This is a genomic window from Planococcus beijingensis (genome assembly GCF_016820615.1).
Taxonomy (GTDB): Bacteria; Bacillota; Bacilli; order Bacillales_A; family Planococcaceae; genus Planococcus; species Planococcus notacanthi.
In genome coordinates, this window is the sequence record NZ_JADHDZ010000001.1 from 670458 (window position 1) to 693750 (window position 23293).

The 23293-nt window shown below is 42.6% G+C and carries 20 protein-coding genes and 1 other annotated feature; of the genes, 16 read left to right on the forward strand and 4 right to left on the reverse strand.

What is annotated here, in order from left to right; translation table 11 throughout:
• Positions 1-4 precede the first annotated feature (4 nt).
• The 6 genes from fabF (at position 5) to opp4A (ending at position 7586) form a co-directional block, all read left to right on the forward strand.
• Positions 5-1240, forward strand: a complete 1236-nt coding sequence (fabF, locus tag IRE19_RS03095; protein ID WP_191713864.1) for a beta-ketoacyl-ACP synthase II — start codon at positions 5-7, stop codon at positions 1238-1240.
• A 563-nt stretch (positions 1241-1803) separates the two neighbouring features.
• A complete protein-coding gene (locus IRE19_RS03100) occupies positions 1804-2820 on the forward strand; it encodes an ABC transporter ATP-binding protein (RefSeq protein WP_191713865.1) in 1017 nt (338 codons plus the stop codon).
• Positions 2807-3742 (forward strand): ABC transporter ATP-binding protein, encoded by a 936-nt coding sequence (locus IRE19_RS03105; RefSeq protein ID WP_225218322.1) that lies wholly within the window; start codon positions 2807-2809, stop codon positions 3740-3742. Before IRE19_RS03100 ends, IRE19_RS03105 begins: the two co-directional genes overlap by 14 nt.
• 5 nt (positions 3743-3747) lie before the next feature.
• Complete coding sequence (gene opp4B / locus IRE19_RS03110; protein ID WP_203339309.1) at positions 3748-4710, forward strand: oligopeptide ABC transporter permease; 963 nt, start codon at positions 3748-3750, stop codon at positions 4708-4710.
• Positions 4711-4736: 26 nt separating this feature from the next.
• A complete protein-coding gene (locus tag IRE19_RS03115) occupies positions 4737-5648 on the forward strand; it encodes an ABC transporter permease (RefSeq protein WP_191713867.1) in 912 nt (303 codons plus the stop codon).
• A 117-nt stretch (positions 5649-5765) separates the two neighbouring features.
• Positions 5766-7586 carry an oligopeptide ABC transporter substrate-binding protein gene (gene opp4A / locus IRE19_RS03120; RefSeq protein WP_191713868.1) on the forward strand — a complete coding sequence of 607 codons (1821 nt, stop codon included), beginning with the start codon at positions 5766-5768 and terminating at the stop codon, positions 7584-7586.
• 49 nt (positions 7587-7635) lie between these two features.
• Here the strand turns inward: opp4A and trpS are convergent, their stop codons facing one another.
• Both trpS and IRE19_RS03130 read right to left on the reverse strand, forming a co-directional pair.
• Positions 7636-8625 (reverse strand): tryptophan--tRNA ligase, encoded by a 990-nt coding sequence (gene trpS / locus IRE19_RS03125; RefSeq protein WP_203339310.1) that lies wholly within the window; start codon positions 8623-8625, stop codon positions 7636-7638.
• A gap of 44 nt (positions 8626-8669) precedes the next feature.
• Positions 8670-8881 (reverse strand) — a binding site (T-box leader).
• Between the two features lie 43 nt (positions 8882-8924).
• Positions 8925-9266: a DUF3899 domain-containing protein gene (locus IRE19_RS03130; RefSeq protein ID WP_191713870.1), complete on the reverse strand. Its 342-nt coding sequence runs from the start codon at positions 9264-9266 to the stop codon at positions 8925-8927.
• Positions 9267-9508: 242 nt separating this feature from the next.
• Here IRE19_RS03130 and IRE19_RS03135 point away from each other — a divergent pair, with 242 nt between their 5' ends.
• The 10 genes from IRE19_RS03135 (at position 9509) to pepF (ending at position 21586) form a co-directional block, all read left to right on the forward strand.
• The gene (locus IRE19_RS03135; RefSeq protein ID WP_191713871.1) at positions 9509-11212 is read left to right on the forward strand and encodes a peptide ABC transporter substrate-binding protein; all 1704 of its coding nucleotides are present in this window, start codon (positions 9509-9511) and stop codon (positions 11210-11212) included.
• Between the two features lie 187 nt (positions 11213-11399).
• Positions 11400-12335 (forward strand): oligopeptide ABC transporter permease, encoded by a 936-nt coding sequence (opp3b, locus tag IRE19_RS03140; protein ID WP_191713872.1) that lies wholly within the window; start codon positions 11400-11402, stop codon positions 12333-12335.
• The gene (gene opp3C / locus IRE19_RS03145) at positions 12335-13363 is read left to right on the forward strand and encodes an oligopeptide ABC transporter permease (protein ID WP_191713873.1); all 1029 of its coding nucleotides are present in this window, start codon (positions 12335-12337) and stop codon (positions 13361-13363) included. The genes opp3b and opp3C overlap by 1 nt, the downstream gene beginning before the upstream one ends.
• A gap of 15 nt (positions 13364-13378) precedes the next feature.
• A complete protein-coding gene (locus IRE19_RS03150; RefSeq protein WP_191713874.1) occupies positions 13379-14434 on the forward strand; it encodes an ABC transporter ATP-binding protein in 1056 nt (351 codons plus the stop codon).
• Complete coding sequence (locus tag IRE19_RS03155) at positions 14434-15372, forward strand: ABC transporter ATP-binding protein (protein WP_203339311.1); 939 nt, start codon at positions 14434-14436, stop codon at positions 15370-15372. The genes IRE19_RS03150 and IRE19_RS03155 overlap by 1 nt, the downstream gene beginning before the upstream one ends.
• A gap of 279 nt (positions 15373-15651) precedes the next feature.
• Complete coding sequence (locus IRE19_RS03160; protein ID WP_203339312.1) at positions 15652-16860, forward strand: putative glycoside hydrolase; 1209 nt, start codon at positions 15652-15654, stop codon at positions 16858-16860.
• A 396-nt stretch (positions 16861-17256) separates the two neighbouring features.
• A complete protein-coding gene (gene spxA, locus IRE19_RS03165; RefSeq protein ID WP_008429739.1) occupies positions 17257-17652 on the forward strand; it encodes a transcriptional regulator SpxA in 396 nt (131 codons plus the stop codon).
• Between the two features lie 246 nt (positions 17653-17898).
• The gene (gene mecA / locus IRE19_RS03170) at positions 17899-18555 is read left to right on the forward strand and encodes an adaptor protein MecA (RefSeq protein ID WP_191713877.1); all 657 of its coding nucleotides are present in this window, start codon (positions 17899-17901) and stop codon (positions 18553-18555) included.
• Positions 18556-18610: 55 nt separating this feature from the next.
• Positions 18611-19717 carry a competence protein CoiA gene (locus IRE19_RS03175; RefSeq protein WP_238943042.1) on the forward strand — a complete coding sequence of 369 codons (1107 nt, stop codon included), beginning with the start codon at positions 18611-18613 and terminating at the stop codon, positions 19715-19717.
• A 60-nt stretch (positions 19718-19777) separates the two neighbouring features.
• Positions 19778-21586, forward strand: coding sequence for an oligoendopeptidase F (gene pepF, locus IRE19_RS03180; RefSeq protein ID WP_203339313.1), 1809 nt, complete (start codon positions 19778-19780; stop codon positions 21584-21586).
• 464 nt (positions 21587-22050) lie between these two features.
• Here pepF and IRE19_RS03185 read toward each other — a convergent pair whose 3' ends face one another.
• Together IRE19_RS03185 and IRE19_RS03190 are read right to left on the reverse strand one after the other, a co-directional pair.
• Positions 22051-22848, reverse strand: a complete 798-nt coding sequence (locus IRE19_RS03185; RefSeq protein WP_203339314.1) for a DsbA family protein — start codon at positions 22846-22848, stop codon at positions 22051-22053.
• A complete protein-coding gene (locus tag IRE19_RS03190) occupies positions 22845-23243 on the reverse strand; it encodes a globin domain-containing protein (protein WP_203339698.1) in 399 nt (132 codons plus the stop codon). The genes IRE19_RS03185 and IRE19_RS03190 overlap by 4 nt, the downstream gene beginning before the upstream one ends.
• Positions 23244-23293: the final 50 nt, after the last annotated feature.

The window sequence follows — 23293 nt, forward strand, 5'->3', positions numbered from 1 at the left end:
TAGAATGGATAATCGCCGTGTAGTTATTACGGGAATTGGTGCTGTAACACCTTTAGGCAATAACATCGAAACAACCTGGGAAGCTGTAAAAAGCGGGAAATCCGGTGTCGGTCCCTTAACTAGATTGGATGCAGATTTGTATTCAGCAAAAGTGGCAGCTGAAGTAGAAGGTTTTTCAATGGAAGATTATGTAGAAAAGAAAGATGCCCGGAAAATGGACCGTTTTACGCATTATGCGTTAGCAGCCTCCATTATGGCCATGAAAGATGCTGACCTTGAACTGGATGACAATACAGCTTTGCGTACGGGAGTTTGGATCGGTTCTGGCATCGGCGGAATGGAAACTATTGAAAACCAGATGAATGTGTTGAATACAAGAGGCGTCCGCCGCATCAGCCCGTTCCTGATTCCAATGATTATTCCTGATATGGCTTCAGGGCAAGTATCGATTTACTTTGGCGCAAAAGCCATCAACTCCTGCTCGGTGACTGCCTGTGCGTCCGGCACCAACTCAATTGGAGATGCTTTTAAAGTCATCCAGCGCGGAGACGCAGATGTAATGATTTCGGGTGGCGCTGAAGCACCGATCACGCAATTGTCTGTAGCCGGCTTTACAGCCAATACGGCATTGACGACCAATCCGGATGCAGCTACAGCATCCCGTCCATTCGATAAGAACCGCGATGGTTTCGTTATCGGTGAAGGTGCAGGGATTGTTATCCTTGAAGAATATGAACACGCAAAAGCACGTGGCGCCAAAATCTATGCGGAAGTGGTCGGGTACGGCTCGACTGGCGATGCCCACCATATTACAGCTCCTGCTGAAGGTGGAGAAGGAGCGGCCCGTGCAATGGCACAAGCTTTAGCAGATGCCGGTGTTGAAACAACGGAAGTCGGTTATATCAATGCGCATGGAACAAGTACACCATATAATGATTTGTACGAGACCATGGCTGTGAAAACGGTATTTGGTGAGCATGCCTACAAATTAGGAATGAGTTCTACAAAATCTATGACAGGCCATTTACTTGGTGCAGCAGGTGGAGTAGAAGCGATCTTCACTGCGTTGGCTCTTCAAGAAGGCATTATGCCCCCAACAACGAATTACGAAACACCGGACGAGCAATGCGATTTGGATTATGTTCCAAATGAAGCCCGCAAAGCGGATTTGAAATTTGCTATGAGCAATTCACTAGGCTTTGGTGGACATAACGCTTCACTGGTATTCAAGAAAATTTAACCACTATCTAGATGAAACAGCTAGTTGCGCTTTGTTGACGCAGCTAGCTGTTTTTATGTTTTCCATGTAGAAATAAGGGGAGAATGACATATTTTTATAAAAATTGAAAAAGTTTTCCGATTATTGTTTGGCTTGTGTTATTCTATTTACACAGAGCATTAGTGTTTAATTATATGGATGTACAATACAAATTATATGAACAATATTTACTAGGCTCTTTCTTCTTAAAAAATGAGTGGATATTCACAATAATTTAATCCCTACCAAAACGTTGGTACGACTGGTTTTCTAAAGAGAAATTGCTATTCGGAATTACGAAATAATTCATAAAATTAATAATAATCATTGTTTTTGTAATTTTATTGTAATAAAATTAATGGTAGAAACCATTATCCGAAGAAAACATTAATGTTGATGGTGCTGTTCCGGGGAAACAGCCCAGCAAGTGTTAACATTTTTTTAGGATGATATGTCTGAAAATTGAAAACTTCATTGCATGTATTAAGTCGCTCAGTTCAGCAAGAAGACAACCATAGAACGGATTCATTTTGAGGAGGATAAATGTGAATGATGTTTTGTTGAATATCAAGAATTTAAAAACGTCTTTTAGAATTAAAGATGATTATTACGCTGCAGTTGATGATGTATCGTTGACCGTTAGAAAGAACGAAGTGTTGGCAATCGTAGGTGAATCAGGATCCGGCAAAAGTGCTTTTGCTTTTTCTATCATGGGTCTTCATACAAGAGCCAAAATCGAAGGGGATATTGATTACAAAGGGATCAACCTGGTAAAGGCCAGCACCAGCCAAATGAGAAAATTGCGCGGCAAAGATATGGGAATGATTTTTCAGGATGCACTTTCAGCTCTGAATCCGCTTATGGTAGTGGGAGATCAAATTGATGAAGCAATTTTCCTGCACAACCCGAAAAGTTCCAAGAGCCTGCGAAAAAAGCAGGTCATCAATTTATTGAATCAAGTGGGCATTCCCCGTCCAGAAAAAACATATCACCAGTATCCGCATGAACTGTCAGGCGGAATGCGCCAACGTATTGTAATCGCTATGGCGATTTCCAATCAGCCTGAACTGTTGATTGCAGATGAACCGACAACTGCGTTAGACGTGACGATTCAGTCACAGATCCTTGATTTGATAAAAGAATTGAAAGACACCATCAATGCCGGCATTATCCTAATCACACACGATTTGGGTGTCGTAGCAGAAATGGCCGATCGGGTAGCAGTCATGTACGCGGGGCAAATTGTGGAGATTGCAGATGTTTATACATTGATGGAAAATCCACAGCACCCGTATACCCGATCACTTTTAAATTCAATACCTACATTGAACGACGTGAAAGAAGAACTCCACGTAATACAAGGGGTAGTGCCATCGCTCCAGAAACTGCCAAGAACCGGTTGCCGGTTCGCTGCCAGAATTCCTTGGATCGAAGAATCTTCACACGAAGCTTCACCGGAACTCCATGAAATTAGTCCTGGACATTTTGTGCGCTGCACATGCTACAAGGACTTTTACTTCCCAGAACAAGCCGAGGAGGAGCGCAATTATGTCGCTAATTGAAGTTGAAAACCTGAAAGTTCATTTCCCCGTACGTGGAGGAGTCTTTCAGACAGTAAAAGATCATGTTCGCGCAGTAGATGGTGTTTCATTCTCTATTGAACAGGGCCAAACTTATGGGCTTGTCGGCGAATCTGGATCAGGAAAGACAACAACAGGACGCGCGATTATCGGTTTGAACGATATCACTTCAGGCAAGGTCATGTTTGAAGGAAGAGATTTGGCTACGATCAACAAGAAAGAGTATATTGATGTGCGAAAAGATATCCAGATGATTTTCCAAGATCCATTTTCCTCATTGAACCCTAAAAAAAGAGTAGTGGATATTGTGGCAGAACCTCTGCGCAACTATGAAAACTTATCGGCTAAAGAAGAGCGGATCCGTGTTCAGGAGCTAATGGAATTAGTTGGGCTCAGTCCAGAAGCTATCTATAAATACCCGCATGAATTCTCCGGAGGACAGCGGCAGCGGATCGGTATTGCCCGGGCAATAGCGCTCAATCCAAAATTGATCATTGCGGATGAACCGGTATCTGCCTTGGATGTTTCCGTCCAGGCGCAAGTATTGAATTTCATGCGTGAAATACAAAAAGAATTGAACTTGACGTATTTATTCATCAGCCATGATTTGGGGATTATCCGCCACATGTGCGATCACATCGGCATCATGTATAAAGGGCGATATGTTGAACATGGGACATCTGACGAAATTTTCAACAACCCGCAGCACATTTATACAAAACGGTTGATTGCGGCCATTCCGGACAGCAACCCGCGCAATCGGGAAATGCATTACGAAAATCGCAAACTGGTGAAATCTGAGTACGACAAGTTGGAGAAAGACTTTTTTGATGAAGAAGGTTTGCCTTTCTCTTTAAAATCAATTTCAGCTACCCACCAAGTAGCGTTGCCTGAGAGAGGTTGAATGGTATGTGGAAATTAATTTTACGCAGAACACTTATAACGATCCCGCAAATTATCCTCTTGAGTGTCTTGGTGTTCATCTTGGCCCAAGCAATGCCTGGAGATGCATTAACCGGACTGATCGATCCCAACATCGACCCTGCGACCATCGAAGCGATGCGAGAACGTCTTGGATTGAACAATCCATGGTATGTACAGTATATCGACTGGATCAAAGGTGTGCTTCAAGGGGATTTCGGACAGTCATTCCGCTTTAAGATGCCAGTATCTGAATTGATCGGCGAACGCATGATCAATACATTGTGGCTGTCATTGGCTACATTGATCCTGACTTACTTGATTGCCATTCCACTTGGAATCATCAGCGGCCGCTTTAACGACACATGGTTGGATCGTGCCATCACAGGATATACGTATATAGGCTTTGCAGCTCCATTATTTATTTTCGCCTTGGTTATGCTGTTTGTTTTTGGATTCCAGTTGGGCTGGTTCCCGACAAGCGGAAGTGTGACGCCGGGTACTGAACCGGGAACCTTCGCATATTTCCTGAGCAAACTGAATCATTTATTATTGCCGGCATTGTCTATGGCATTAATTACCACTGTTTCAACAGTCCAGTATTTGAGAAGTGAGATCATTGATACAAAACAAAAAGATTTTATCGTAACAGCCAGAGCAAAAGGTAATTCTGAAGCACGGGTCTACAATCGCCACATTTTGCGGAATTCCCTGTTGCCGATTGCCGCATTCTTCGGCTATGAAATCACTGGCTTGATTGGCGGGACCATTTTCATCGAGAATATTTTCGGCTACCCAGGAATGGGTGAATTGTTCCTTTCTTCAATCAGCTTACGTGATTACAGCGTTATGACAGCTCTTGTCCTGTTGTTTGGACTAGCAGCGATTATCGGGGCATTGCTATCCGATATCATCTTGAGTTTGGTTGATCCACGCATACGGATTAAATAATAAATGACAATTTTAGAGGTGTAAATATGAGAATTGATAAAGACAGTGGAGCACAAATCCCTGATGTGGATCTTGGCAAAAGCCCATCTGGATTCAGTATATTACTAAGAGAGCTGATTCGGGACAAAGTTGCATTTGGTTCTCTCTTGTTCCTGTTTTTGATCATTGCTGGCGTCTTCGGCACTTCGATCATCATGGACCAGTCTGAGATTATCAAAGTAGATCTTTTTGCACTATATGAGCCGCCATCGGCCACTTATTGGCTGGGGACGGATTACGGCGGCCGCGATATTTTTGGGCAATTGATCATCGGTACACGGAATTCATTAGCTATTGGATTTTTGGTCACATTACTGACTGGAATCATCGGCATATTGGTAGGTTTGATTTCTGGTTATTACGGCGGAACTGTGGATAATATTTTCATGCGCTTTGTTGACTTCTTCATGGTTTTGCCGATTTTGATGATCGTTATCGCATTTGTTACAGCGGTACCAGGATACAGTATTGTATCTTTCTCATTGATCATGACAGCTTTCCTATGGATGGGAATTGCGCGATTGATCCGTTCAAAAGCATTGCAGGAAAAAGAACTGGATTACGTAAAAGCTTCTAAAACATTAGGGACATCCGATTTTAAAATCATGTTTTTCCAGGTTCTGCCGAATCTTAGTTCGATCATCATTGTTACGATGACGTTGAATTTGGCAGGCAATATCGGAATCGAGTCAGGCTTATCCTTTTTAGGGTTCGGCTTCCCGGAATCGACTCCGAGTTTGGGGACCTTGATCAGTTATGCAAGAAATCCGCAAACACTGGAATTACGATGGTGGATTTGGTTACCTGCATCAATCCTGATTTTTGTTTTGATGCTTAGCATAAATAATGTCGGGCAAGCGTTAAAACGTGCTACTGACGCACGACAGCGTAGAGGGTGACAAAAAGCGGGGGAAAAGGAGGAGTAGGGTTCTCAGTACCAGAAAGAAACAACTCTATTCGAGTACAACATCAGTCAGAAATACCTTTAGTTATTAGAAAAGAGGAGGAAACAGAGAATGGCGAAAAACAAATGGTCCAGATATTTAGCATTGCCGATGTTGTCTTTTGTAATGGTCTTGGCAGCTTGTTCCGGAGACGATACGTCTAAAGAAGAAGGCGGGAAAAAAGAAGCCGACGGCGGACAGGATCTGAAGAATGGCGGCATGTACTCAATTGAAGATTTCGACAATGTAAAAACAAATGAAGGGGAAGCCATTGATGGCGGAACCGTTACATTCGGTTTGGTGTCGGATACAGTATTTGAAGGAACATTGAACTGGAACTTCTACTCCGGTGCACCGGATGCTGAAATTTTGAACTGGTTTGATGAAGGTCTATTAACATGGGATGAAAACTATGTGTATACCAATGATGGAGCTGCAACATATGAAGTTTCAGAAGATGGCCGTACATTTACCTTCAAAATTGGCGACAATGTCAATTGGCATGACGGCGAACCTGTAACTGCAGAAGATTGGCTGTTTGCGCACGAAGTAATCGGTAACCCTGATTATGACGGCCCTCGCTACAATACTGATTTCACCAACATTGAAGGAATGGAAGAGTATAACAGCGGGAAAGCTGATACAATTTCAGGCATTGAAGTGATCGATGAAAAAACCTTGTCGATTACGTATATCGAATCAACACCTTCTCTATTAACAGGAAGTATCTGGACTTACCCATTGGCTAAGCATATCTTCGGAGACATGGCAGTTGCTGATATCTCGTCTTCACCTGAAGTGCGTGAAAAGCCAATCGGTTTTGGGCCATTCAAAGTGGACAGCATCGTACCTGGAGAGTCTGTGACTCTTTCTAAAAACGAAGACTACTGGCGCGGAGAACCAAAACTTGATGGTGTAACAATTAAAGTAATCAGCAGTTCGACAGTCGTTCAGGAATTGGAAACTGGCGGTGTTGACCTGGTAAGTGATTTCCCTGTAGATCAATTCCCGGATAATGCTGAAATGTCGAATGTAGAGTATTTGGGAACAATTGATCGTGCTTATACGTATATCGGCTTCAAGCAGGGAACATGGGATGCTGAAAACAACCGTGTTGCGTATGACCCTGAATCGAAAATGGGCGATGTAGAACTTCGCCAAGCAATGTGGCATGCAGTGGATAACGCAGCTGTCGGCGAAAAGTTCTATAACGGTTTGCGTTGGAATGCTACAACATTGATTCCGCCATCCCATCCTGAATTCCATGATGAAAACAATAAAGGCAGAGAATACGATCCTGAAGTCGCTAAACAACTTTTAGAAGAAGCTGGATATGTTGATACAGATGATGACGGTTTCCGTGAAGATCCAGAAGGCAATCCATTGGAAATCAATTTTGTTTCTATGACTGGCGGCGATACAGCTGAGCCTTTGGCACAATACTATGTTCAGTCTTGGGAAGCTGTTGGTTTGAACGTGAATTTGGAAATGGTTGAGTTTAACTCGTTCTACGATCGTGTAGGTAACGGCGGAGAAGATGATCCAAGCGTAGATGTTTACCAAGCAGCTTGGGGAGTTGGAATTGACGTAGATCCTTCAGGTCTGTACGGCGCTGACACATTGTACAACTTCGGCCGTTGGGAAAATGAAGAAAATGATCGCCTTCTAGCAGAAGGCCGTTCAGAAAAAGCATTTGACCTAGCATACCGCCAAGAAGTTTACAACGAATGGCAGCAATTGATGGTTGACGAAGTACCGGTATTCCCTACGCTATACCGTGCACTATTGGCTCCTGTCAATAAACGCGTAATGAACTATGCAATCGGTGATGGCACTGGAGTGTACTTGTCTGATCTTGCGGTAAACGCAGAATCAGCAGAAGTAGCTGAATAAAAGAAAATGGAAAAGGAGCTGCGAATTCGCAGCTCCTTTTTTTTCTGTTTTATTTTCTTTTCCGTCCAAGACCCATAGCGTTTTCCATTTTCTTTAACGTTTTATTTGCCAGGTAATTGGCTTTTTCAGCACCAACATCGAGTATCGCATCCAGCTCTTCAGAACCGAGAAGCGCAGCGTAGCGTTCTTGGATCGGTGCCAAATGTTCAGTGACGGCTTTGGCAACAGAAGCTTTAAAATCTCCGTAGCCGGAACCTTCATATTTAGCCACCAGACTATCAATGCTTTCTCCGGTCAACGCAGCTTCAATAGTCAACAAGTTCGCAACACCAGGCTTGTTGATCGGATCGTAGCTGACTACTCCTTCAGAATCCGTGACAGCGCTCTTGATTTTTTTCTCGATCGTTTTCAGGTCATCCAATAAAGTAATGATGGCTTTTTTATTGGTATCGGATTTGCTCATCTTTTTCGACGGATCCTGCAAGGACATGATGCGTGCTCCGTTCTTGGGCACGCGAATATCAGGGATCGTAAAGATGTCGTTGTATTTGCGGTTGAAGCGTTCTGCCAAATCACGTGTCAGTTCGATATGCTGCTTTTGATCATCGCCGACAGGGACGATATCCGTCTGATACAAAAGAATATCGGCTGCCATCAATGGTGGGTAAGTCAATAATCCTGCTAGAACAGACGTGTTTTTCGCGGACTTGTCTTTGTACTGGGTCATGCGCTCAAGTTCACCGATAGTGGAGACGCATTGCAGCATCCATCCGGCTTGTGCATGGGCGGGAACTTCAGATTGGATAAACAAGGTGACTTTTTCCGGATCGATTCCGACAGCCAAATAGAGAGCTGCTAAAGCACGAATGTTTTTCCGGAGCTCTAAACGATCCTGGGGCATTGTAATGGCATGTTGGTCGACGATGCAGAAGATGCAATCATACTCGTCCTGCAAATCTGTAAATTGCTTGAACGCTCCTATGTAATTTCCGAGTGTCACCGTACCAGTAGGCTGAACGCCTGAAAAAATTTTCTTCATCAATATTCCTCCTCAAAGTAAAAAACACAGCACACACCCCTAAAAAAAGGGACGAATGATGTGTTTTCCGCGGTACCACCCTAGTTGCCGTCACCGGCCACTCTTCTTCATAACGTGAAGAACACGGAACCGGCTACTCCACGTTCACCGGTTCAGCTCAAAAGCCCATTCAATGCAATCCTCCATCTGTTTCCACCAACCACAGACTCTCTTTATAGAAGGAACTGCATTTACTCTTCTTTTTCATCGCTCAATATATGTCTTATTATTATAATACATAAGCGATTTGAGGTGCAATGTTAGAAGCTGTAAATCATCAGGCAAATTCCCATGATTAGCATAGTGACTGCACCTGTGGTCAACAGCAGAGAACTGGAAAATCCCAATGCTTCGGATGGGGGACGCATTTCATCATCATCCAGTGTGGATTTCAGCTTAAAAGCTTTTCTCATGCTGATGGTGAATATATCAAATACGCCTGTACGGACGACGAAAACCCACAAACCGAAAAACAGCAGAACGCCACCGTAAATAAATGAGTTGTTGATATAGGACAACAAGGAAAGATTTTCTGCCCGGAAAAATATTGTCACGAAAATCAATACTTGGATAATTACTAAAGAGAAACCTATTTTCTTCAAAACTCGCACCTCGATTCTTATCAATTGTAGAAGAAATTAAAAAAAAAATCAAAAATTCTTTATTTATCTTAGACGGCGAAAACGCTTACAAATCCAATATTCTGGCGCTTTTATGTAATGTTAATGTAACGCAATTGTTACAAGAGTGTAAAAATTTCCAAAAAAAGTTCTGTACAACAAAAAAAAATTATGTATAATTAGCAGTGTACCAAGTTTTCAGAAAATTCGAGGGGGTCAATTTAGTGAAGAACAGCAAGATTTTTTGGCTACTAAGCCTAGTTTTAGTACTAAGTGCTTTTCTAGCAGCATGTGGGGGCGGCGATAACGCTGACACTGGGACTGAAACTACAGACGAAAAAGAAGGTACAGAGACAGCTGGGGATTTAGACTCAGTACAAGAACTTAACTTGATGGAAAGCGCAGAAATTCCAACAATGGATTCGGCAATCGCTGAAGACACAGTAGCTTTCAATATCTTGAATAACGTAAACGAAGGACTATTTCGTTTAGATCAAGAAAACATCGCTATTCCGGCATTGGCTGAAGGCGAGCCAGAAGTAAGCGAAGACGGTTTGACATACACGTTTAAATTGCGTGATGCTAACTGGTCAGATGGTACTCCTGTAACAGCTGAAGATTTCGTATTCTCTTGGCAGCGTGCGATTGATCCTGCAACTGGATCTCCTTATGGTCCATACATGATGAGCGGAACAATCCTTAACGCTACAGCAATTTCTGAAGGTTCTATGGATAAAGCAGAACTAGGCGTTAAAGCTATTGATGAAAAAACTCTTGAAGTAAAACTTGAACGCCCGGTTCCATATTTCATGTCATTAATGGCATTCGGAACTTTCTACCCGCAAAACGAAGCGTTTGTTACTGAAAAAGGCGATGCATATGCGTCTAACTCTGACAACCTTCTTTTCAACGGACCATTCACACTTACTGATTGGGACGGCACTGGCTTGACTTGGAAAATGCAGAAAAATCCTGAGTACTGGGATGCTGAAACAGTTAAACTTGAAACAATCAATGTTGACGTAGTTAAAGAACCTGCTACTTCAGTGAACTTGTACAACTCAGGTGAAAAAGACCAAGCAATCCTAAGTGGAGAATTTGCATTGCAGTATGGCGATAACGAAGAAGTAGTAACTGATTTGGAGCCAACTGTATTTTACTTGAAATTTAACCAAGAACGTGAAGGAGCAGCAACAGCTCTTAAAAACGTAAATATCCGTAAAGCAATTGCAACAGCTTTCAACAAACAAGATCTAGCAGATGTTGTATTGGCGAATGGTTCACTTCCTGCAAACTTCTTAGTTCCAACTGAATTCACTTTTGATGAAAGCAAAAAAGATTTCCGTGAAGTAAACGGAGACATGCTTGAATTCAACGCTGAAGAAGCTAAGAAACTTTGGGCTAAAGGCTTAGAGGAAGAAGGCTTGACTGAAGTCACTTTGGAATTGCTTGGTGGCGATACAGAAACAGCTAAGAACATGGATGCATATTTAAAAGATCAACTTGAAACAAATCTTGAAGGTTTGACAGTTAATCTGAAAGCAGTACCTTTTGCAGTTCGTCTTGAACTTGACGAAGCACAGGATTATGACATCCAAACATCTGGATGGGGCCCTGATTACCAAGATCCAATGACTTTCATTGACTTGTTCGTAACAGGATCTTCACACAACTTGATGTCTTATTCTAACGAAGAATTTGATAAATTAGTAGAATCTGCTAAAGCAGAACTTGCACAAGATCCAGCTGCACGTTGGGAAGCAATGGCTAAAGCTGAAAAAATCTTGTTAGAAGACGATGCAGCGATTGCACCAATTTACCAACGTGGTGAAAAAGCTCTTCAAAAACCTTACGTTAACGGTATCATTAAACACCCATTCGGTGGGGAATACAGCTATAAGTGGGCTTCTATTTCTGGAAAAGAATAATTTAATCCCGTTACTGTAAAAACAAAATAGAAGGAGAGTATATCGCATTGTTAGGACGATATACTCTCTTTTCTAATGTAAAGGAATTAACCGAAAATTAACGGTTTTCTGCTAACTCATGAATATAACAAGACTCTGTTTATTATGCATAGAGCTTGTCAAATAGACTTATTTTTGGAGGTGCACAATGGGTAAATATATTGGCAAACGTTTAATTTATATGGTTATCACTCTGGCTTTAATCGCTACGTTCACGTTCTTCTTGATGAATGTACTACCAGGTTCCCCAATCGCTTCCGCAGATAAATTAACTCCAGATCAAAGAGCAGTTGTAGAGGCAAGATATGGCTTGGACAAACCTCTTCCGGTTCAGTATTTTGATTACATGTTCGGGTTAGTGCAAGGAGATTTAGGGATTTCCATTAACCAATTTAAAGGCGCAGATGTAACAGATGTTATTTTAAGCCGTATGGGTCCTTCAGCTCAAATTGGTTTCCAAGGTATGCTGATCGGAACTGTGCTTGGAATTCTATTGGGCATGGTTGCCGCTTTAAGGCAAAACACATGGATGGATTACACCAGTACGTTTATCGCTATTGTTGGTATTTCAATTCCGTCCTTCGTTTTTGCATCTTTACTGCAATATTGGTTCGGATTGAAATGGGAATTGTTCCCGGTTGCATTATGGAAAGACGGCTTTATGTCCAGCGTTCTGCCATCAATCGCGTTGGCCATGTTCCCGCTTGCGACAGCTGCACGTTTTATCCGTACTGAAATGATTGAAGTACTGGGTTCGGATTACATCACCTTGGCGAAAGCCAAAGGCGCAAGCGGTTCAGAAATCGCATTCAAGCATGCATTCCGTAACGCATTGATTCCGTTGATTACAGTTCTTGGCCCAATGGCAGTATCCATCCTTACTGGATCACTCGTAGTGGAACAGATTTTCGCAATTCCAGGCATCGGGGAACAATTCGTTAAATCAATTATGGTCAGTGATTTCTCCATCATTATGGGGACCACTATCTTCTTCTCAGTATTCTTGATTGTCATCATTTTACTGGTCGATATTCTCTATGGTGTCATTGATCCTCGTATCCGTCTTTCAGGAGGTAAAAGTTAATGACTCAAAAAATCGATAAAATTCCGGAACTGCCGAAAGGCTCGTTTGAACGCATTACATTAGATGCACATCAAGCGGAACGCATCACAAAGCCGAGTGTCAGCTTCTGGCAAGATGCCTGGTACCGTATCCGCAAAAACAAAGGCGCTTTATTCAGCATTGTGTTATTTGGTCTAATCGTCATTATGGCGTTTTTAGGGCCGGTCATCAGCCCGTATGCACCAAATGCCCAAACTATTACTCACGCTAACTTGCCACCGAAGATCCCGGTCATTGAAAAATTGGGGATCCTCGATGGAGTCGGAACTTTAGGTGGCAAAGAAGTCGATTTGTATGAAATGAAAAACGTTGAAGTCAACTACTGGTTCGGAACTGATGGGCTTGGCCGTGATATGTTTTCACGTGTCTGGAAAGGGACTCAAGTATCCCTATTCATTGCTTTCGTTGCAGCAGCGATTGATATGTTGATCGGCGTCATCTACGGCGGGATTTCCGGTTACTTTGGCGGACGTGTGGATGATTTCATGCAACGGGTCGTTGAAATTTTAACAGGTATTCCAAACCTTGTTGTGGTTATCCTGTTCATTCTAATCATGGATCCGGGAATACTAGCCATCATCATCGCTCTGACGATAACCGGTTGGACAGGGATGTCTCGAGTTGTCCGTGGCCAGGTGCTTAAGTACAAGAGCCAGGAATTCGTTTTGGCCGCCCGCACGTTGGGTGCCAGCGACACTCGTATAATCTGGAAGCATTTGATGCCTAACGTATTAGGCGTAATCATCATCAATACCATGTTTACAATTCCAAGCGCTATTTTCTTTGAAGCTTTCTTAAGCTTTATTGGATTGGGGCTGCAGGCACCGGATGCTTCACTCGGAACATTGATTAACGATGGCTATGCGTTAATTCAGTTCGCACCGCATATCTTAGCGTTCCCAGCTATCTTGCTAAGTTTGATCATGATTGCATTTAACTTAATCGGTGATGGACTTCGAGATGCCCTCGATCCGAAGATGAAAGATTAAGGAGGAAAGTTTAAAATGGAGAAAATTTTACAAGTGAAAAACCTTGAGCTTTCCTTTAACACCCAAGGCGGGGAAGTTAAAGCGATACGCGGGGTTAACTTTGATCTAAATAAAGGTGAAACGTTGGCAATCGTAGGGGAGTCGGGTTCAGGCAAATCTGTAACGACGAAATCGATTATGCGTTTGCTGCCTGAAAGTTCCGCTGAGTTCAAAAATGGCGAAATTCTATTTGGCGGCCGTGATTTGACGAAGTTGAGCGATAAAGAAATGCAAAAAATCCGTGGAAAAGAAATTTCGATGATTTTTCAGGATCCAATGACTTCCTTGAATCCGACAATGCCAATCGGCCGGCAGCTGACAGAACCTTTGCTGAAGCATCAAAAGATCAGCAAAAATGAAGCAAAAAAAGTAGCGATCGATTTATTGCGCATGGTCGGTATGCCGAAACCTGAATTGCGGATGAAGCAATATCCGCACCAATTCTCAGGTGGACAGCGCCAGCGCATTGTTATCGCCATCTCACTCGCCTGCAATCCGAAGATCCTGATTGCGGATGAGCCGACAACAGCACTTGATGTGACAATCCAGGCGCAGATTCTGGAATTGATGAAAGATCTGCAGAAGAAAATCGATACATCAATCATTTTCATTACCCATGACCTTGGAGTTGTGGCGAACGTAGCTGATCGTGTGGCGGTTATGTACGGCGGGAAAATCGTCGAAATCGGTACAGTCGATGAAATCTTCTATAACCCGCAGCATCCATATACATGGGGCTTATTGAGCTCCATGCCTTCATTGGACACGGAGGATGCCAAGTTGTATGCAATCCCAGGAACGCCACCTGATTTATTGGATCCGCCAAAAGGAGATGCTTTCGCGCTTCGCAGCGAATACGCTCTGAAAATTGATATGGAGCAAAACCCTCCTTTCTTTAAAGTCAGCGATACGCATTCAGCTGCCACTTGGTTGTTGCATCCGGATGCGCCGCAGGTAGAACCGCCTTTAACTGTCATTGAACGAATGAAGAAATTCCCAGGAAGCAGATATTATGAAGGGGGCGCGGTGTAATGGCTGAAAAATTACTGGAAATCAAAAACCTGAAACAATATTTCAACATCGGCAAAGCCAATGAAGTCCGCGCAGTAGATGACATCAGCTTTGATATTTACAAAGGTGAGACCCTCGGATTGGTTGGAGAGTCAGGTTGTGGGAAATCGACGACTGGCCGTTCCATCATCCGTTTATATGATGCAACAGATGGGGATGTCTTCTATGAAGGTGAGAATGTCCATGGTAAAAAGTCCAAGCAGGACTTGAAGAAATTCAACCGTAAAATGCAGATGATTTTCCAGGATCCATATGCTTCGTTAAATCAGCGTATGAAAGTTATGGATATCATTGCTGAAGGCATCGATATCCATGGTTTGGCGAAAAACTCGACTGAACGGAAAAAAATGGTTTACGATTTGTTGGAAACTGTTGGTTTGAACAAAGAGCACGCTAACCGTTACCCGCATGAATTCTCGGGTGGACAGCGCCAGCGTCTTGGCATAGCCCGTGCTTTGGCAGTAGATCCGGATTTCATCATTGCGGATGAGCCGATCTCTGCATTGGATGTATCCATCCAAGCTCAGGTCGTCAACTTATTGAAAGAACTTCAACAGGAAAAAGGGTTGACGTTCCTGTTTATTGCCCACGATTTATCGATGGTCAAGTACATTTCCGATCGCATCGGTGTCATGTATTTCGGAAAATTGGTGGAGTTGGCTCCTGCAGAGGAGTTGTACAATAATCCGTTGCATCCTTATACGCAATCGCTGTTGTCAGCTATTCCATTGCCTGACCCGAACTATGAACGCAACCGGATCCGCAAGTCCTACGATCCGGCCATCCATAAATACACAGAAGCTGATGACGTGCGTATGAGAGAAATCAGTCCTGGCCATTTTGTTCAATGCTCAGAACGTGAATTCGAATCGATTAAATCAGCATCAGCGTCGAAGTAACAGCAAAACGATGTCCTAATGGGCATCGTTTTTTTTTTTTGTGGGAACAATCTATTGGCTGGCATAGTGAAAGAGTTATCAAAAGCTGCATCCAGGCGGATGATTTCTTATTTCAATTAGTCAGATAAATGTTAGAATGGAAGAACACTGGATATTAAAGTTTATTCATATAAGGAGGGCTCTGGGCTTAAGAGCCGATTTAGGCGATTGATCAAATTAGAAGGTCGGTAAGCAAGCATAAATAACTTGGCGTAAAAGTGGAATAAGGGGTGCAAGAAGATGGCGAAATCATTGAAGACAGCAGTAATTCTTACAGCAGGCGTTTTATTGGCAAGTGTTGGCAACGTTTATGCAGCTGAAGAAAGCGAAACACCGGATTTTACACCGCGTACATACAATACAATAGAACTTGATTCGAGTGTTTTGGCAGCTTCCCAGTTGTTTAAATTTGATTCAGGCCTCGAATTTGCCTATCCGGATGCCGTTCGGGGAATTTTTGTAACAGCTCATTCTGCAGGCGGGGAGCGGTTTGGATCACTGGTTGAACTGGTGGAGCAAACAGAATTGAATGCCATGGTCATCGATATCAAAGAAGATTTTGGCCATTTGACATACATACCGGAAGACGGCTCAGCACTGGCGGAACTTGGATTGGGCCAGCCTTTGATTAAAAACCCAAGAGCTATGCTGGAGCAGCTGGAAGAAAAAGAAATCTATCCTATTGCTCGCGTGGTGGTATTCAAAGATAGCGTACTGGCGGAACAGCGGCCTGAGCTGACATTTATGGATGGGGAACAGGTCTGGAAAAATAATCGCGGAGAATCATTCGTCAATCCATTCTTGAAAGAAGTGTGGGACTACAATGTCCAAATTGCTATTGAAGCCGCTAAGCTTGGGTTTAAGGAAATTCAATTCGACTATGTCCGTTTTCCGGAAGGATTTGAACATCGTGCCGACGATCTCAGCTATTCGCTCGGGGATTATGCAAATTCTGATGCTGATCCGATACAAAGGCGAGTAGAGGCTGTAACGGATTTTGTTGCTTATGCAAAAGAACAATTAGAACCGTATGAAGTGGATGTATCGGTTGATATTTTCGGCTATGCGGCAACACTGCCGGAAGCTCCCGGCATCGGCCAAAATTTTTCCAAGATTTCTGAAAATGTCGATGTCATCTCATCGATGATTTATCCGAGCCACTGGACTTCTTATTTTGGGATTGCCAAACCGGATCTCGAACCCTATAATCTGGTTGCAGAATATGCCAAGGTGGAAAATCAAGTATTGGGTGCCTTGGATAACCCACCAGTTTCAAGGCCATGGCTCCAGGATTTCACCGCCAGCTACCTTGGGTCAGGCAATTATCTGCGTTATGGAAAATCAGAAGTGGAAGCTCAGATCAAGGCGCTGAATGATAATGGAATCGAAGAATTCCTTCTTTGGAATGCGGGGAATAGCTATTCCAAAGGTGTAGATTATACGCCTTAAGCAGATTCGTGGGATTGTGAATAGGGTGTTTGGCTAAGGAAATAAAAATATCTTGCAGCAATCATAAATTAGATGGAACTATTTTCAGTTTGAAACGTAATATATACTAGAATCGATTTTCAAAAAGAAGCTGTAACTGAGAATAAAAAATTTTAGTTTGGAAGTTTACGACAAAAGAAAATGGGGTAAATTTAAATATATAAGCTTACAAGTATAAAGAATGTATAGCGAATATGTGACAAAAAGCTTGAAATTTAATTTTTTTACTGAAATACACTATTAAATTCATCCCATACATTGTATAATGAATGTAGAGCCTCTAAACTATAATGATTCTAATTTGAAAAATGAACCACACTATATTTTCATGAATCCGAAAGGAAGTGCTCCATTATGATGGTTACATTATTCACGTCCCCGAGCTGCACATCTTGCAGAAAAGCAAAAGCTTGGCTTGAGGAACACGACATTCCATATACAGAACGCAACATTTTTTCTGAACCTTTGACAATCAGCGAAATCAAAGAAATCTTACGTATGACTGAAGACGGTACAGATGAAATCATCTCAACCCGTTCTAAAATATTCCAAAAATTGAATGTAGATGTTGAAAGTTTACCGCTTCAGCGTTTATATGAATTAATCCAGGAACATCCAGGATTGCTGCGCCGTCCGATCATCATGGATGAAAAGCGTCTGCAAGTCGGCTATAACGAAGATGAAATCCGTCGATTCCTACCGCGTAAAGTCAGAGCTTATCAACTGCTTGAAGCTCAGCGAATGGTAAACTAACAATAAGCACATCAGCTGTCCGGTCTTTATGGTATTTCATAATAGATCCTGGGGCAGCTTTTCTTTATTTTAATTAGTTGCATAAATCAGTTAAGTGATTTAAACTCTATGTACTTGTAACTTGTCTTTGGAAGATAGGCATAAACTTTTTCTTTGCCTGCAAAAGAAGTTATACTTATTAGAAGCAACACAAGCACGGCTCGGAGGAAGGTTCTCTTAGTCCAAACCGTAAAGGAGAGGTGTAAAATGGAAATAGAACGCATTAACGACAACACAGTTAAATTTTACATTTCCTATCTCGACGTTGAAGAGCGAGGGTTTAGCCGTGACGAAATCTGGTTTAACAGAGATAAGAGCGAAGAACTTTTTTGGGAAATGATGGATGAAGTGAATGAAGAAGCCGATTTCGTAATGGAAGGCCCTCTGTGGATCCAAGTCCAAGCGATGGATAAAGGACTTGAAGTCACAGTAACACGCGCTCAATTGACTAAAGATGGGCAAAAGCTTGATTTGCCTGATGACATAGAGGAACGCCGCAAAATGTTTGCAAGTGAAGATGCGGTGACTCCCGAATTTGATGAATTCGAACCGGTTTTCGATGAACCCGATATTAAGAAACTTGAATATACATTTGTCTTCTCCGAAGTGGAAGAACTATTGCCGATTGCACGGCGCTTGATGTATGTGCCGATTGAATCTGCGGTCTATCACTTTGAGAACAAATACTACCTTTACACAAGTTTTGATGAAATTCTTCATTCTGAAGAAGATATCAAAAACAATGTCAGCATCATCACAGAGTATTTGCGCATATCACCTGTTACAGTTCACCGACTTGAAGAATACGGTAAGCCCATCTTCAAAGAAGACGCGCTCTCAAATGTACTGCATTACTTTGGCTAAGACCTCCTTTACAGGAGGTCTTTTTTTATTGCCAAAATAGGCTGGATTCCATAGAATGGAAAAAAGGAGAGTGATTGATATATTAGTGGCTAAAACAGAACAACAGGAATTGTTTTATTTGACCGGACAACACGATAGGCATGAACTTCAGTACATTCGTACCCAGCGTCGATTCTTTTGCCCATCCTGCCAAGCTCCATTGCTTTTAAAAATTGGCGTAATCAACATCCCTCATTTTGCCCATCGGACTCTTTCAGGCTGCGACCATTACAGCGAACCTGAATCTTCTTTACACCTTCAAGGAAAACTCCTTCTCCATCAATTCTTCAAACAGCGGAACTTTAAAGTCAATCTGGAAAACTACTTGCCTGAAATCCGGCAGCGTGCAGATCTTCTGGTAGATGGACAACATGCCATTGAGTTCCAATGCAGCACCATATCACCTGAGGACCTCCAGCAGCGCTCGCAAGGCTATCGACGATTAGACATCAAGGACATCTGGATTAAAGGCTTAAGAGAGCCCTGCAATGAAGGAATCGGCTTGTTGCGATTGAAATCCCACGAAATTGCTATGCAGCAGAAAAGGGGAGCGCTTCCTTTCATTCTTTTGTTTTTCCCTCCGGCTAATCGATTTTATTATCACTCCAATTTATTGTTCATCAGTTCAAATCGGTGGGTAGGAAAAACGAAGTCGATTTCAGCTGCTATGCAGGTCTTTCCATTTGCAGTTCCGAAGCCACTGTCGAAAGCGGAGTTCAAAACAGTGATGGAAATTTTTAAGGCCGAAAAAAAGCGCTATATCCGAAATCAGCTGTACGCTGAAAATCGGATTAGAAACGTTTATTGCCGTCTTTGCTACGAGTTGCGAATGGATATGGCAAATGTACCAGAGTTCATCGGCATCCCAGTCCAAGGCGCCCAGTGTTTCAAAGATCCTGTAGTGTTGTGGCAATTGCATGCCCTTGCTGCACAGGAAAAAAAGATTCCCCTACGTGACTTGATCCGTTCGGGCAAATTGACATTGAGTGCCGGTACGCAAGAAGGACAGGCAGCAGCAGTTTTGGAAGATTACCTTTCCTGTTACCTGTCTTTTGGAGGAAGTGCCTTGACTGATAACAGTCTTTTGGATATCGTCTACCATAACTATTGCAAAACCTTATGAAAATTGAGAAAATAAGGTGTAGTTCGATTCCCGAAAGAGTGGGACAGAGGAGGAAATTAAATGGTTGAGAAAGTATTGGCAAGAGAAGAAGTACCAGCAGAACTGACGTGGAGATTGGAAGATATATTTGAAACCGATGAGCTGTGGGAAAAAGAGTTTGTAGAAGTTGCAGCTCTTGGAGATAAAGCCGAATCCTATCAAGGGAGATTGCAGGAAAGTGCGGAAGCACTCTATGAGGTGCTGGTCTATAAAGATGAGTTGACTGAACGTTTAAGACGCCTTTACACGTATTCCCATATGCGCTATGACCAAGACACCACCAATTCAAAATATCAGGCGTTGGATAGCCGCGTAAAGTCTTTGTTTGCGAAAGTATCAGCGGGCTTGTCCTTCCTAACACCGGAAATTTTGGCTTTAGAGGAATCTGTTTTAAATGACTATATTGACAGCCATGAAGGCTTGCGCTTATACAAACAAGCACTCGAAGAATTAAATTCCTTGCGTCCTCATGTCTTGCCGGCAGAGCAGGAATCCCTGCTTGCCCAAATGTCTGAAGTAAGCCGTGCTTCTTCCGAAACGTTCGGCATGCTGAACAATGCAGATCTTGAATTCCCGGAAATTGAAGATGAATCAGGCGAAAAAGTGCAGATTACACATGGCAACTATATTCGCTTCCTTGAAAGCAAAGACCGCCGTGTACGGGAAGATGCATTTAAAGCCGTTTATGCGACATATGGCAAATTCCGCAACACGTTCGCTTCTACTTTATCCGGCAATATCAAACGTGATAACGTCAATGCGCGGATCCGTAAATTCGAATCGGCTCGCCAGGCAGCTTTAGCTGATGACCATATTCCAGAAGCGGTTTACGACAATCTGGTGGAGACTATCAATAATAACCTTCACCTCTTGCACCGTTACGCCGCCCTTCGCAAAGAAGTGCTCGGCATCGACAAGGTTCATATGTGGGATATGCATACACCATTGGTCAAAGAAGTGAAGATGGAGATTCCATACGAAAAAGCCACTGGCATCATGCTTAAAGGACTTGAAGCACTTGGAGAAGAATATGTAGGCATCGTCAAAGAAGGCATCGACAATCGCTGGGTGGACGTCAAAGAAAACAAAGGCAAGCGCAGTGGAGCTTACTCTTCCGGTGCTTATGGAACAAACCCTTATATCCTGATGAACTGGCAGGACAATGTTGATAACCTGTTCACGTTGGCGCATGAGTTCGGCCATAGTGTCCACAGTTATTATACGCGCGCGAACCAGCCGTATATTTATGGTGATTATTCAATCTTCGTGGCAGAAGTGGCTTCTACCACCAACGAAGCCCTTTTGAATGAATACATGGTCAACGCCACTGAAGATGACCAGGAACGCATCTATCTGCTGAACCACTGGTTAGATGGATTCCGTGGGACGGTGTTCCGCCAAACCATGTTTGCTGAATTCGAGCACATGATGCACAAAATGGATCAAGATGGCGAAGCGCTGACTGCAGACCGCCTGACAGAAGTTTATTATGAACTGAATCAGAAATATTTCGGACCGGATGTAGCAGTCGATGAAGAAATCGGTTTGGAGTGGGCGAGAATCCCGCATTTCTACTATAATTACTATGTGTTCCAATACGCGACAGGCTTCAGTGCTGCAACTGCCTTGAGCAAAGGAATCCTAGAAGAAGGACAACCCGCTGTTGACCGCTATATCAATGAATTCCTGAAAGCCGGCAGCTCGGATTATCCGATTGAAGTGCTGAAAAAAGCTGGTGTCGATATGACACAATCAAAAGCTGTTGAAGAAGCCTGCAAAGTGTTCGAACAAAAACTTAATGAGCTTGAGAAACTATTGTTGAATAAATAAGAAGGAAGAGAAACTAACGATACTAGTTAGTTTCTCTTTTCTATTTGTTATTACACAATAATTAAGTTCAAACAGATATTGGATAATACACAGCTCGTTTATGACAAATTTGTGAAAGTCTTTGTGAATTATTGCATTAACTATTATGCCATGCTAAGATTAGGTTGTGAAATAAATCACATACAAACATACACCCCTTTGTTTGAGCGTGAACATTTCTCCCATCCCCTTTGTGTAATATAGAAAGGCGCCTTCCGGACGTGGAAGGCGCCTTTCGCTTTTTTTCGCATCTTTATTGGGCAGACTCTCGATTTAATTCACTTACTTTCTAATTCAACCCAAATACTTTCCAATAAATGCAGAATACTTTCCGTTTCAACTCACATACTTTCTATTGCAGAATAAATACTTCTCAAAGTCATCCCGATAAAAAATAGCCTGTCTCCCCCAAAAGGGGAAGCAGGCTATTTTACTTTCCATATGGTTTCTTTTGCCATGCAGATGCGTTCCAGTTTTTGTTGGAGCACTTGTTTTTTGAGTTCGCATTCGGCTGTTTGTTCGGAAATATTATAAATAGAAGCAATTTCTCTAGTGGCCATTGTCGAGTATTTAGTAAAAAGATCATCCAAGGGTGGCGGGGACTGACGATTTAAGCTTTCTTCACCCATCATCTCTTGCAAAATTGTCTGATAGACATCGTATGAATAAAGTCCGGATACTTTAACACCCTCATCTTCAATGCATTCATTGAAAAATACGATGCTTGGCACTTCGTTGATTTCCATTTCACGTGTAATCTGTAAGTCGCATTGGAAAGCTTTTGCGGTATGTACAGAGTGGAAGTCCAATTTGAACTCTTCTTGATCCAATTCTGCTTCTTCCGCAATTTCCAGTAAAACATTGTATGAAGAAACATCTTTTGATTGAAGGAACAAGTGCTCCTGCAATTTGTGCAGGAATCGGTTTCCAGAACGTTTTCCCTGAAGCTCTGCTGCTTTAATCGCAACAGACGGCAAAACAGGATGGGTTAAGTTGTTCGTGTCGATGTTTGATGAAAGTGTTCCTTTATTTAAATTGAGCAGCTGTGTACTCAATACAATACGCATAGAAAAGTAATGGCCGTATTCGATCTGGAGTTTCCGTATAACTGCTTGGAGCTTCCAACATTCTGGGTTCAAGGGGTCTACGAAAACATACAACTCCATTGGTTTGAAAGAATTCGCAGGTTCACGAATTTCCTGCACCAAATCTAAATTGCTCACTCCAACTCCTCCTCACTGTCAGACTCATTGATCATGTGATGTGCAGTTAAAACAAGTCGATTGTATAAGGTTTCACGGAATTTTCCGCTCAATCCCACCTCGTCCATTGCTTCACTCATGCACTCAAGCCAAGCCTGAGCTCTAGCAGGCGTTATTGCGAATGGATGATGTCTTGCTTTTAGTCTCGGATGCCCATGTTCTTCTGAATACAAATTCGGTCCACCTAAGTATTGGGTTAAGAATTGTTTTTGTTTACGGGCGGTCTCGGAAAGGTCATCTGGAAAAATAGGCTGCAGCTTTGGATGTGCCGCTACGCGAGCATAAAATGCATCGACTAACTGTGATAATGTTTCCGCACCAATCTCTTCGTACGGAATAATCGGTTTTCCAGTCATCATCGTGTCTCCTTTGCTTTAGCTGTAAACTCATTCTAACAACGCAGCAC